This is a genomic window from Chryseobacterium sp. C39-AII1 (assembly GCF_039672645.1).
GTDB lineage: Bacteria > Bacteroidota > Bacteroidia > Flavobacteriales > Weeksellaceae > Chryseobacterium.
The window spans coordinates 178,568-192,556 of the sequence record NZ_JBDFPQ010000002.1; the positions used below are offsets into that span (position 1 = coordinate 178,568).

General features: G+C 35.9%; 11 protein-coding genes. All 11 read left to right on the forward strand.

Annotated features, from left to right (window positions below; translation table 11 throughout):
* Positions 1-187: 187 nt before the first annotated feature.
* The 11 genes from ABEG63_RS03645 (at position 188) to ABEG63_RS03695 (ending at position 13,834) form a co-directional block, all read left to right on the forward strand.
* Entirely contained in the window at positions 188-457 is a 270-nt protein-coding gene (locus ABEG63_RS03645) for a hypothetical protein (protein ID WP_346583060.1), read from the forward strand.
* A gap of 127 nt (positions 458-584) precedes the next feature.
* The gene (locus tag ABEG63_RS03650) at positions 585-2,084 is read left to right on the forward strand and encodes a GH3 auxin-responsive promoter family protein (protein WP_346583062.1); all 1,500 of its coding nucleotides are present in this window, start codon (positions 585-587) and stop codon (positions 2,082-2,084) included.
* Between the two features lie 69 nt (positions 2,085-2,153).
* Positions 2,154-2,516 (forward strand): hypothetical protein, encoded by a 363-nt coding sequence (locus ABEG63_RS03655; RefSeq protein ID WP_267405657.1) that lies wholly within the window; start codon positions 2,154-2,156, stop codon positions 2,514-2,516.
* A 93-nt stretch (positions 2,517-2,609) separates the two neighbouring features.
* On the forward strand, positions 2,610-3,845 hold the full coding sequence (locus ABEG63_RS03660) for an MFS transporter (protein ID WP_346583064.1): 1,236 nt from the start codon (positions 2,610-2,612) through the stop codon (positions 3,843-3,845).
* Between the two features lie 90 nt (positions 3,846-3,935).
* On the forward strand, positions 3,936-4,541 hold the full coding sequence (locus ABEG63_RS03665; protein ID WP_346583066.1) for a hypothetical protein: 606 nt from the start codon (positions 3,936-3,938) through the stop codon (positions 4,539-4,541).
* Between the two features lie 33 nt (positions 4,542-4,574).
* Complete coding sequence (locus ABEG63_RS03670) at positions 4,575-6,677, forward strand: T9SS type B sorting domain-containing protein (protein WP_346583068.1); 2,103 nt, start codon at positions 4,575-4,577, stop codon at positions 6,675-6,677.
* 107 nt (positions 6,678-6,784) lie between these two features.
* On the forward strand, positions 6,785-8,860 hold the full coding sequence (locus ABEG63_RS03675; RefSeq protein ID WP_346583070.1) for a T9SS type B sorting domain-containing protein: 2,076 nt from the start codon (positions 6,785-6,787) through the stop codon (positions 8,858-8,860).
* A 159-nt stretch (positions 8,861-9,019) separates the two neighbouring features.
* Positions 9,020-10,609, forward strand: coding sequence for a replicative DNA helicase (gene dnaB, locus ABEG63_RS03680; protein ID WP_346583072.1), 1,590 nt, complete (start codon positions 9,020-9,022; stop codon positions 10,607-10,609).
* A gap of 18 nt (positions 10,610-10,627) precedes the next feature.
* Complete coding sequence (locus ABEG63_RS03685; protein WP_346583074.1) at positions 10,628-10,927, forward strand: hypothetical protein; 300 nt, start codon at positions 10,628-10,630, stop codon at positions 10,925-10,927.
* Positions 10,928-11,404 (forward strand): ribonuclease HI, encoded by a 477-nt coding sequence (gene rnhA / locus ABEG63_RS03690; protein WP_346583076.1) that lies wholly within the window; start codon positions 10,928-10,930, stop codon positions 11,402-11,404.
* Positions 11,405-11,578: 174 nt separating this feature from the next.
* On the forward strand, positions 11,579-13,834 hold the full coding sequence (locus tag ABEG63_RS03695; RefSeq protein ID WP_346583079.1) for a T9SS type B sorting domain-containing protein: 2,256 nt from the start codon (positions 11,579-11,581) through the stop codon (positions 13,832-13,834).
* The last annotated feature ends 155 nt before the right edge of the window (positions 13,835-13,989 follow it).

Below are 13,989 nucleotides of genomic sequence, written 5' to 3' on the forward strand. Positions count from 1 at the left end.
GGCGGCTTCGCCGCCGAAACCAATCCAAAAAATTCCATCAAAATAATGAAAGGCAAAGGTAACTTTCACAAGCCATTTAATCTTTTTTTAAGCTGTAATAAACTTTAGTTAAGTTTCTAAAAGCTATTTTTTCAGTCCGTTTTTTATCTACCTTTGACTCAAGAAAAACAAAACAAATATCATTATTATGAAAAAATTTTTAACAGCAATGTCTATAGCTTTAGGACTTGGACTTGCTACAGCTCAGCAAACTGCACCTGCTACTGCAGCTAAAACTCAACAACTTGCCCAAACAACTAAAACAGCAGCAAAAGCAACGACTGCAGATGCAAAAGCAGCAAAACCGGCAACGCAAGCAAAATTAAAAAAGGATGGAACTCCTGATAAAAGATATAAAGAAAATCAAAAACTAAAAAAAGACGGAACCCCAGATAAAAGGTACAAAGAAAACAAATAAACTCAACTTATAGTTGTTATTTTCATAATCAAATTTCGAAGAACCGATGACCACTCATTCATCGGTTTTTTTTGGCTTATCTCACAAAAATGGTTTCAGATTCTCTACTTATTTATAAATTTGAACCATGTTAAACTTCCTAAAGAAAAATGCGGCATTGGTTTGGGCAAAAAAACATGTTCAAAAAGCTGAAGAATTCAAGAAAAATGCAGAGAAAAATCAAGAAGATCTTTTATTATCTCTCGTAGCTACTGCCCAAAAAACACTTTTTGGAAGAGAACATGATTTTGAAAACATCAAAAGCGTAAAAGATTTTCAGGAGAGAGTTCACATTGGAGATTATGAAGTGTTGAAACCTTATATTGAAAGAGTAAAAAAAGGACAAGCCAATATTCTCTGGACAGAAACGCCCGAATATTTTGCTAAAACTTCAGGAACAACTTCCGGTGCTAAATATATTCCCATTTCAAAAGAAGGAATGCCTTTTCAAATTAAAGGAGCTCAAAGTGCCCTTTTTCATTATATTGCCAAGAAAAATAATGCTGATTTTGTAAAGGGAAAAATGATCTTTTTACAGGGAAGCCCTGAATTACAGGAAAACTTCGGAATAAAAGTCGGTCGCCTTTCTGGAATTGTAGCCCATCACATACCTAATTATTTACAGAAAAACAGACTTCCAAGTTTGGAAACCAATATGATGGAAGACTGGGAAGCAAAGGTTGATAAAATTGTAGAGGAAACCGAAAAGGAAAACATGACTTTGATTTCAGGAATTCCGCCTTGGTTGATTATGTATTTTGAAAAGCTGATTGAAAAACACGGCAAAAAAATCAAACAAATTTTTCCAAATCTTCAATTGATCGTTACGGGTGGCGTAAATTACGAACCCTATCGCGATAAAATGGAAGAATTATTAGGTGGAAAAGTTGACATTGTTCAGACATTCCCCGCTTCCGAAGGATTTTTTGCGTTTCAGGATGATTATACAAAAGAAGGATTATTACTTTTAACCAATCATGGAATTTTCTATGAATTTATTCCGTTGGAAGAATACGGAAAACCAGATGCCAAAAGATTAACCTTAAAAGAAATTGAACTTAATAAAGATTACGCGTTAATTTTAACGACAAATTCAGGACTTTGGGCGTATTCCATTGGGGATGTGGTGAGATTTATTGATAAAAATCCGCACAGAATTTTGGTGAGTGGACGGACGAAACATTTTACCTCAGCATTCGGGGAACACGTGATTGCTTTTGAAGTGGAAGAAGCCATAAAAGCGACTTTGGAAAAATACCCTGCACAAATTACCGAGTTTCATCTTGCTCCACAGGTAAATCCTAAAGAAGGACTTCCTTATCATGAATGGTTTATTGAATTTGAGAAAAATCCTGAAAATTTAGATCAATTAAGAAAAGAGCTTGATGAGCAATTAAGAAAAAGAAATACGTACTATGATGATCTAATTTCAGGGAATATTTTACAACCACTCCATATTTCAACATTAAAGAAAAATGCTTTTAATGAATATGCAAAATCTCAGGGTAAATTAGGCGGACAAAATAAAACACCGAGACTTGCCAATGACAGAAAAGTTGCAGATTTATTGGAAATATATAAACTTTAAACACATTTTTTCAATTCCAGAAAGGTATATTCAAAAAAAATTATAAATTTGAAAAACTAAAAAATAATAATGAAAGCATCTGTACTTTTAAAATCATCTTTACTGACTTCTCTATTTGTAATTTCATCTTGTGCTACAACAAAATACACAGAAGACGTTTCTAAAAATAACTATTCTAATTTGGAAGCAGGAAGAATGTATACGGTAAAGATGAAAGATGGCTCGAAAAGCAAAAAAATGTTATTCCGTAATGTAGATGGTGATAACCTGATTGGTACAGCAGGAAAAAAAGACAGTACAGAAGTAATTATTCCAAAAGCTGATGTTGCTGCGGTAAGAGATAACAGAAAAGCGAGAATTACAGCGGGTGCAGCAGTAATTGGCGCAGCAGGAGTTGCAGCCATCGTACTGAGCTCATCGAGAGCAGACTAAAATAGATTTTATCTTTTAGACTTCATTTGATTTATCATTTAAAATTCAATGATATGAATAGCCCTAAGTAAATATTTAGGGCTATTTTTGCACATGATTTCTTTTACGCCGTTAAAGACATTACAAAATGTCGAATTCAGAAATCTTCTTACGGGGAGATTTTTTATCGTTTTAGCCTTCAGAATGCTTGCTACGTTATTGGGATGGTGGGTTTACCAGCTAACAAAAGACCCTTTTTCCATCGGGCTTATCGGGCTTTCAGAAGTAATTCCGGCGGTGAGCTGTGCTTTATACGCTGGCCACGTAATCGATATGAACGAAAAGAAAAGACTTCTTCTTACTTGTAATTACGCCTATATTTTTCTGATCGGTTTACTTTTGATTCCTGCATTTTTAAATGTAGAAATGCACTTCACAGGACATCAGATCACTTATTTTATTTATGGTGTAATTTTCTTTACAGGAATCGCAAGAGCGTTCATCGGGCCGATGATTCCCGTTATGATACCTAAAATCGTTAAAAAAGATAATCTTCCCAATGCCATTACTTTAAATCAGGCAACATTTTTGGTTTCTTCTGTTTGCGGACACGCGATCGGAGGATTTTTGATTGGCTATTTTGGTGTAAAATGGACTTTAGTTGTTATTATTTCATTAATTTTTATCGCTTCCCTATTCTTTTTTCAATTAAATAAACAAGAATCTGAACATAAAAAAGGACAAATAAATATAGTGGAAAGTATGCGCGAAGGAATCACCTATATTTTTAAAACGAAAGAAATTTTAGGAGCTCTTTGTTTAGACATGTTTGCCGTATTATTCGGAGGTGCTGTTGCCATGATACCTGTATATGCAACTGATATTTTGAAAGTTGGTGCGGAAGGGTTCGGTCTCTTAAATGCCGCGTCGGATATTGGCTCGATGTGTATTATCACGATTTTATCATTAATTCCTTTACGCAAAAATCAGGGTAAAATTTTATTAGGCGTGGTAACAGGATTCGGGCTTTGTATCATCGGATTCGGGCTTTCAAACTGGTACTGGCTTTCATTCATGTTCCTTGTTTTAAGTGGAATGCTGGATGGAATTTCCGTTGTTATCCGAGGTACGATCGTTCAGCTAAAAACTCCGGATCATATTCGTGGAAGGGTTCTAAGTGTGAACTCTATCTTCATCATGTCGAGCAACGAAATGGGACAATTTGAAAGCGGATTATCTGCAAAAGTACTTGGTGTTGTACGTTCTGTTGTTTTCGGCGGAACCATGACCGTGCTTATCGCCCTTCTTGTAGGAAGCACAAACCCTAAACTTAGAAAAATGCAATATTAAAAGCAATAAAGCGGATTTTATTAAATATATAATAAAAACTTTAATTCAACGTTAATAATTTTTTATATTTGTATATTAAAATTCCCCTTTATGAAAAAAACTCTACTCATTTGCTTTTGCGTATTGGGTTTTAGTGTGAGTGCACAATCCTTTACCGATAAAAATCTACAACAATCTGTTTTGCAAATAAATACTGCAAAAACAGCGAGTGACTATGAGGCTCTTTTTAAGAAGTTTTCAGAATCTAAAACTACTGAAAGATGGCAGGCATATTATTATGCAGCTGTATCGATGTATCTTAAAACAGAATCATCTATAAAAAAAGGAAACAACTCGTCTCTAGCAGGCTCTAATGCATTAGCAGATAAATTTGCAATGGGTGCATTAGGTACTCAGCATAGCAATGATGAAATAGAAATTCTTTTAGGTTTAATTCATCTTCAAAAAGTTGCATTGAACACTTCTACAAATGTTCAGAAAGATGTAAAAGCTGCTTCTGATTATATATCAAAATTGGAAAGCACTTCATCCAATAATCCAAGATTGTCAATTCTTAAGGCCAGAATGGCTCAACAAGCTAATAATACCACAGAAGCTGAAAACTTTTATCAGAAAGCTTTAACGGAATTTAGTGTAGCCGCTTCTTCAAATACCTCTCCTACTTGGGGCAGCCAATTAATTAAATCTAAAAACTAATCTCAGGATTAAGATAACTTTAAATCGATCGACATGAAAAAATATCTACTGGTCTTTCTTTTTTTTATAACCCAAATGGTTTTTGCCCAGCAAGACTGTATTACGGCCATCCCTATTTGTAGTGATGCTGATATTGCTTTGACACCGGGAGGAACTGGTACTGTAGCAGAGTCTGAGCATTCTTCAGGTTCTTGTTTATATGGTGAAAGTAACTCGATCTGGCTTACTTTTAGCATACAAACTGCAGGTACTTTAACATTCCTGATTACACCTACTGGACCTGGTTCTAATAGTATTGACTATGACTGGGCATTATATGGGCCGAATCACAATTGCGCCAATCTTACCGTACCGCCATTAAGATGTTCTTATGCCGGACTTGGTTCGTCTATAACACCTCCACTTACAGGATTAAATATGACTGCACTAGACACTTCTGAAGATGGTGGTGGTGATGGTTTTGTAAAATATATAGACGTGCTACCAGGGCAAATTTACCATTTGCTTTTAAACAACTTCTCTACTACAGTAGCTCCGTTTTCATTAACATTTGGAGGAACAGCAACTTTACTTACTCCATTTGATAACAATTCTTTGCAGATTTATCAGCCTAATCCATTCTTTGGAGCTGGGCCTGCTAAAGATGGGAAAATAGATGTTTGTAGCCAATCTTTTACTTATGATTTTTCACAATGGTCTACACAGATCATTAACGGAAACCCTAATTTCGTTGTAAAATATTACAAGAGCGCAACAGATGCTATGGATGATGTAAACCCTATTACAACTCCAATTACAGCAAACGTCGCAACAACATATCATTATTCAATTTCATACGTAGATCCGGGTAGCCCGTTGAGCTTCCTGAATCAATGTAGGGAATTTGGAACCATTGAGTTTACCGACCGATCGTTTGTATTAACCAATGCCACTCTTACAGAATGTAGCAATAATAATTCGGGGACAGCAACATACAATTTAATGGGACCAAATATTGGGTTAACACCCAACCTTACGGTAAAATATTATCCTTCTATGCCTGATCTGAATGCAGGTACAAACGAAATCACAGTTCCGTATGCTTACGTATCTGCTGAAGGCTCTGCTTTTGTAAAAGCTACAAACGAATATGGCTGTGTAACTATATCAGAGTTCACATTGAAATTCCACCCGATTGTTGTGGTAAATGATAATGCTATTATTAGATCTTGTTTCCTTGAAGCGAATCATTCAACAGCAATATTTAATCTTACAGCGGCGGCAGTAACAGCCCAAACAGGAACTACAAAAACATATTATCCGTCTATGGCAGATGCGGTAAACGGAACAAACCCAATACCAAATCCATCTACATACATTGCCCCAAGTGGTGTAGCGTATGTAAAAGTTACAAATGCACAAGGATGTTATGCAGTAGCGAAAGTTACATTAGAAGTAATTCCGCCAGTATACTCTTCTGTTTTAGCAGAAAAAGTGATCTGTATTGAAAACACAACAACGCTGGATGCAGGACCTGGATTCAACGGATACGAATGGAGCACTGGAGCAACAACACAATCGATCACAAATGTAGGAGTTGGAACGTATTGGGTAAAACTAAAAACAGGAGATTGTATTGCTTTACAAACCGTAAAAGTATATCCGGCAGAAGAGCCTGTAATCACGAATATCGATATTGCTACAAATACTGTTACAGTAAATGTAATGGGAGGAACACCACCTTATAAGTACTCTATCGATAATGTAAACTGGCAAGATTCAAATGTATTTGAAAATGTATCAAGAGGAGATCATACAGTTTATGTGAAAGATGCCTACAATTGTAACTCTGTAGACGTTACATTCGTTCTTCCGAACTTAGTAAATGTAATTACACCAAACGGAGACGGTATTAATGATGTGATTGATTATTCTTCACTTTCAGGAAAAACAGGCTTAGTTTTAAGCATCTTCGACAGATATGGAACTAAAATACACCAAGCCGATAAGAGCAACGGCTACAAATGGGACGGAACCATTGGAGGTAAAAAAGTTTCTACAGGAACATACTGGTATTCTGTAACCTGGAACGAAAACAACAAAAAGAATACAGCATTCAAGTTTTCAGGATGGGTAATGGTTAAAAACAGAGATTAATTAGAATCATACTAAAAACCGCTCTTCGGAGTGGTTTTTTTGCTATTCTTCAATATATTATGTTAATTAATTATTATTTTCGTTAGACTATTATAAATTCATTTAAAATGAAGAAATTATTACTGCTTTTTATTTTATTTACGTCACAGCTATTTTTTTCACAATCAGATTGTATTACGGCAATTCCGGTTTGTGGAAATTCAGATTTATCTTACAACCCGAGTAGCTCAGGAACTATTCAGGAGCAAACATCCGGAAGCTGTTTAGGTTTAGAACACTATTCTGTTTGGTATGTATTTACCGCTGCAACTACAGGCACAATAGAATTTACCATTACACCTTATACCGTCCCAAACGTAACCCGCTATGATTACGATTTTGCAGTTTACGGTCCAAATATCGATTGTACAACATGGGATTTTGGTAATGCTGTAAAATGTAATTATTCAGGAACCAATGGATCTACAGGATTAAGTTCTACAATTACAGGCGACCGATGGGAAACTCCATTAGATGTTATCGCTGGAGAAACATATTATCTACTTATTGACAACTATCTTCCCTCAAACCCTTATGGTTTTTCATTAACATGGGGAGGAACAGCACTTTTAACTTCAGCCTTTAACGATCCTGCATTAACCCCTAACCCTTTCATCCCGCCAGGTTCTCCGGCAGCAAATCCTGCTGATCCTAATGAAGTTTTACACTGTTCATTACCTGCAATGTTTGACTTAAGTTCATTATCAGCACCAATTATCAACGGAAATCCGAACTTTACAGTAAGCTATCATTTAAATCAAAATGATGCCATTTCAGGAGACGCACCTGTTACAGCTCCGATGATGGTAAATGATACAGACATCTACTATTATAGATTAAAATATGAAAACCTTGCCGATCCTACGAATGCAGCCAACGGTTGTTTCCAAGTTGGAAAATTTAAATTTAAACAAGGAAATATCGTTGCTAATGATGCTACAGTTTATGCCTGTAACAACAATAATGTAGGAACTGGAGTATTCGATCTTACTTCCGCAAACGTGTATGGAGGAACTAATACTACAAAAAAATATTATCCAACAATGGCTAACCTGACTGCAGGTACAAGCGAAATTCTAAACCCGGCCGCTTACTCTTCTACATTACCTAAAAAAGTGTATGTAAAAGTAACAACAGCGGAAGGCTGTACAGATAGTGCAGAAATTACATTAGCATTTCATCCTTTGGTAGTTTTAACAGAAGCCACTCTTGAGTCTTGTTATATTACGACAAATATTACAACAGGTTCGTTTGATTTAACTTCAGCAAATGTTTCAACACTTACCAACCCAACGAAGAATTTCTACACAACGCTGACAAACGCTAAAAACGGAACTAACCCAATTGCAAACCCAACCAACTACATTTCAACTACAGGAGAAGTTTACGTAAGAGTTTACAGCGCCAACGGATGTTATTCGATTACCAAAATTAATCTTAAAGTTTTACCACCTGTAAAATCTGCAGTATTAAAAGATCAAACAATTTGTATTGAAGATAGAACAACTTTAGATGCAGGCCCTGGATTTGACGGTTACGAATGGAGCACGGGAGCAACCACTCAATCTATCACTAATGTTTCTGTGGGAGCTTATTGGGTAAAACTACAAACAGGAAAATGTTTCACACTTCAAAATGTAAATGTTTATCCTTCAGAGCAGCCTGTAATTTCTAGTTTGGATATTACAAACAATACGATCACCGTATTTGCAAACGGAGGTAAAGCACCTTATAAATATTCATTAGACGGAATCAACTGGCAAGATTCAAACGTATTCAGCGGACTTCCGAGAGGTGAAAATAAAATTTTCGTTAAAGATGCTTACGATTGTGAGCCTGTAGATATTCAGGTAACTGTTCCGAATTTGGTGAATGCTATTACGCCAAATGGAGATAATGTAAATGATGAAGTAGATTATACTGCTTTAGCCTACAAAAAGAATCTTGTATTTACGGTTTACGACAGATACGGAAACAAATTGTATCAGGCTGATAAATTGAGAAACTTCAAATGGGATGGAACGGCTTCCGGTAAAAAAATCCTTACGGGAACATATTGGTACACCATTACATGGAATGAAAATGATAAAAACAATACCGCGACCAAATACAGCGGATGGATATTGGTAAAAAATAAAGAATAATTTCATTTTAATATTTAACTTAAGTCACCTCAAATTTGTTGGGGTGATTTTTTTTATGCACCAAAAGAAAGCCTTTTACTACGAAGATTTTAAAACTTATCAACAATAAATCTTGGTTAGTATTTTTTAATTCCTTTTCAAATAAACTATCTTTGCACAATGGCGCAGAAAGAAACACTATCATCTCTTACCCACGGAAACTTCGCGAAAGAGCTATCGATTGCTGATGGAAAAATGCCTCCTAATGCAGTAGATTTTGAACGGTTGATCATTGGTACTTTTTTAATTGATAAAAAAGGGCTCGACCATTCTATTGATTTACTGACTCCTGATGTTTTTTATGACCCAAGACATCAGGTAATTTTTGCTTCTATATTAAAACTTTATGAAGGAAACCATCCTGTCGATCTTATGACGATCATTCAGGATTTAAAAAAAGAAGATAAGCTGTCTTCTGCGGGCGGAGATCATTATATTATTGATCTTACTATGGGAGTTAGTTCATCTGCTCACATCGAATATCACGTTCGCGTTATCCTTGAAAAATACATCCTAAGAAGTTTAATTAATGTTTCTGCCAATGTAATTGATTCGTCTTATAAAGAATCCACCGACGTTTTTGAGCTTTTAGATAAAGCCGAACAATCATTTTTTGAAATTACAAACGGAACGATCAAAAAAGGATTCGACACTGCCAATTCATTAGTAAAACAGGCGATCGATACCATAAAATCTTTAAAAGATAAAGAAGGACTTTCCGGAGTACCTTCAGGATTCCGAGATGTGGATAAAGAAACGGGAGGTTGGCAAAATTCCGATTTAATTATTATTGCGGCACGTCCTGCAATGGGAAAAACGGCTTTCCTTCTTTCCATGGCGAGAAATATTGCGGTTGGTCACAAAATCCCGATGGCGCTGTTCTCTCTTGAGATGGCATCGGTACAGTTAATCACCAGAATGATCGCTTCCGAAACAAGAATTTCTTCAGAAAAATTAAGAAAAGGAACTTTGGATGATGAAGAATGGCAACGACTGTTCTCCAACGTATCCGAATTGGAAAATGCTCCTTTATATATAGACGAAACTCCTTCCCTTTCGATCTTCGACTTCCGTGCAAAATGCCGACGATTGGTAATGCAGCATGGTGTAAGAATTATAATGGTCGATTATCTTCAGCTGATGACAGCTGGAGGTGGCGGAAAAGGAGCCGGAAACCGTGAACAGGAAATTTCCATGATTTCCCGTTCATTAAAAGCCATTGCAAAAGAATTAAATGTTCCTGTAATTGCACTTTCCCAGCTTTCCCGTAGTGTGGAAACGCGTCCCGGAAAAAGACCTCAGCTTTCTGACTTGAGGGAATCTGGGGCGATTGAGCAGGATGCCGATATTGTATCATTTATCTTCCGACCAGAATATTATAAAATTACCGTTTGGGATAATGATGAAGAAGGGCAGGAAACTTCAACGGAAAATCAGGCAGAATTAATTATTGCAAAACACAGAAATGGTGCAACTGCTGATGTAAGATTATCTTTCTTAAAACATTTTGCCAAATTTGCAGATATCGAAGCTGCATTTGATGGCGCAATTGGATATAATTCTAATGCCGGGTTATTAGGAGAACCGAGCGGATACAATAGCATCACAAAGGGAATGGACCCAAGTAAAGCATTTGATTTACCAGATAGCTCTAAACTTTCAGGTTCATCGATGAATGATTTGGATGACGATGATGATTTTCCTTTTTAAATTAAATTCTTCTTTTGTATGAATATAAAAACAGTAAGATTAAAACCCATTACAATTAAATCAATTAGAGATTTTATATTGGATAATCATATTGATGAAAATAAGGTCATCATTTTGAATAAATATAATTTTGACGATATAATTCTTGAACATTTGGAATTTTATAAGGTAAGTGCCACATTTCCATATAAAATAATTACCGTTCTTATAGAGGAAGATCCATTTAACACAATAACTCAAAATAATATTGGTATAATTAACGATTACGATTATGATTTTAATTATATCGAGGATTCTGATAATACAACTTTTTATTAATTGAAAATAGAGATTTACACAGACGGAGCTTGCAGCGGAAATCCCGGAAAAGGAGGATACGGAATTCTTATGCGCGTTCCTGAAAAAAATTATCAGAAAACATTTTCAAAAGGTTTCAGAAAAACAACCAACAACAGAATGGAACTTTTGGCTGTGATTACCGCTTTGGAGAAATTAAAATCTCCTGAAAACGAAATTCACGTGTACACAGACAGCAAATATGTTTCCGATGCCATCAACCAAAACTGGATCGCCGGATGGATAAAAAGAGGCTGGAAAAACGTAAAAAATCCTGACCTTTGGAAAAGGTTTGTAGAACTGTATAATATCCATTCTCCGAAAATGCACTGGATAAAAGGTCATGCAGGGCATTTTGAAAACGAACTTTGTGATAAACTTGCCGTAGCAGCTGCTGCTTCGCCAGATCTTGAAATCGACACGTATTTCGAGAATATTGAAAATAATTCTTTATTCTAATTTTTCCATTTAATATTAATTAGAATAATCTCAAATCGCTAGTATTTAATTTTTCATCACCTTATCTTAAATTCTTTGCTAATTCGCACCGCAATTTTATTAAATTAATATTAAATATACATTTATTAAGAGGAAATTAATATCTTTACACATCTAATAAATGTGATATACTAAATGAATAAAAAACTACTGCTTTATTTTTCCCTTCTATTACTATGCTGTTCGGGCAACCTTTTTTCGCAAACGTATCAACTAGCAGGAAGTCCTATTAGTACAACGGGCTGGACGATGGTTTCGCCAACAATATTAGAACCAGGAGGTGAATTCATTCAGCTTACTCCGGATACCAATGATCAATCCGGATCTATAAGGCTGAATGATCCTATTAACCTAAAGTATTGTGACAAGTGGAGAGTAGAATTCGATTTCAGGATGGATTCTAACCAAACGGCGAACGGAGACGGTCTTGCTTTTTGGTATCTTCAAAACCCACCTGTGGCAAGTGTTTTAGGCTCTGGACTTGGTGTTTCTCAGAATGCCGTGGGACTTATTGTAGGATTTGATACCTATAACAATACCACAACGGCTGTTATGAGTAAAGTACATGTTGCATATGGTCAAGTTACAAATACGACTGACACAAATAATGTAGAATTCTTCAATGTTGCAGGGAGCTCTTTCCACTCTCCTGATATGAATGCAACCCTGCCTTTTCAAGGTGCTACTTACAAGCATGTGGAAGTGACTGCAGATGTTGTACCCGGTACTCAAAACTGGACTATTAAAATTACTATTGACGGAACTGTGATCTGTAATCAGGTTTTCGCACCTTCCGGTACTGCTGCCGCAATGACGGTTGGATATTTCGGATTTTCAGCTTCTACGGGAGGAAACAGATCAAGACATTCTATTAAAAATGTAAAAATTTATACAGATAAAGTTACAATTAACCAGCCTTCGGTATCAGCAACTTTTTGTCCGGATCCTTCTACAAATCAAGGGACGGTAAATCTTACAGCCTATCAGAATCAGTTTGTAGCGAATCCTTCAAATTATACATTCACGTATTTTACGCCTGGAGGAACTCAAATTGCGGCACCTACCGCTTATCAGTTTGCTGCAAACACAACCGTATCGGTTGTGGTGAAAGATAATGCGGGCGTTCTCTGTGATAATCCGGATGGAAAAATATTGCTAACATTAGCTCCGTTAAAGGCTGATGATGTAACAATTCAGGCATGTAACAACAATAATGCGGGGACAGCATCTTTCAATCTTGCTGCTGCACCTGTAACCACTGTAGTAGGAGCCACGAAGAAGTTCTACAAAACAATGAACGACCTGAATGCAGGAACAAATGAAATTGTAAATACAAACGCTTACGTTTCTGCTCCCGGAAAAGTATTTGTAAAGGTAACAACACCGCAAGGATGTACAGATACCGCAGAAATTACATTGGCTTTCTACGCTGCAATTCCTATAAAAGAAGCTACTTTACAGTCTTGTTATATTGATAATAATATCACTTCAGGATCTTTTGATTTAACAAAAGCTGATGTTACTACATTAACTACAGCAACAAAAAAATACTACACTACTGTAAACAATGCAATAAACGGAACCAACGAAATCGTAATTCCTACTCCATACATTGCTACAACAGGAACAGTATATGTAAAGGTAATAGATGCAAACGGATGTTACATGATTGCTAAAGTTAATCTTATTGTAAATCCTCCGGTATATTCATCAATTTTAAAAGACAAAACGATCTGTATTGACAGCAGAACCAATCTTGATGCAGGCCCTGGCTTTGACAGCTACGAATGGAACACAGGAGACACTACCCAAAGCATCGGTGGCGTACCAGTTGGGATATATTGGGTAAAATTGAAAACGGGCAACTGCTATACCATTCAGACAGTAAAAGTAATTCCGGCTACAGAGCCTGTAATTTCAACAATAGATATTACAAACAATACGATAACAGTAAATGTAAACGGAGGGCTTGCTCCATACAAATACTCTTTAGATGGAACTAATTGGCAAGACTCAAACGTTTTCACAGGTTTGGCAAGAGGTGAAGTTGTGGTATATGTAAAAGACTCCTACAACTGTACGCCAGTTCATACACAGATTACTGTTCCGAATTTGGTAAACGCAATCACACCAAACGGAGACAACGTAAATGACGTAATTGACTACTCCGCATTGGCATATAAGAAAAATCTTGTCTTCACGATCTACGACAGATATGGAAACAAACTTTATACTGCCGACAAAATGAGAAACTTCACATGGGACGGAACAGCCTCAGGTAAAAAGATCCTTACAGGAACTTACTGGTACACCATCACATGGAATGAAAATAATAAAAACAGTACTCCGACCAAATATTCGGGCTGGATATTAGTAAAAAATAGAGAATAATCTTCTTTAGGTAAAATCACTCCCTCTTTTCGGGGGTGATTTTCTTTTTATCATTAAAAATAAAAACAGAACAAAATAAATTAAATCTAAGATTTTTAAATTAAATTTTAAACTAAAAACAAAATTTTAACAAATTCATTATACATATATCACAA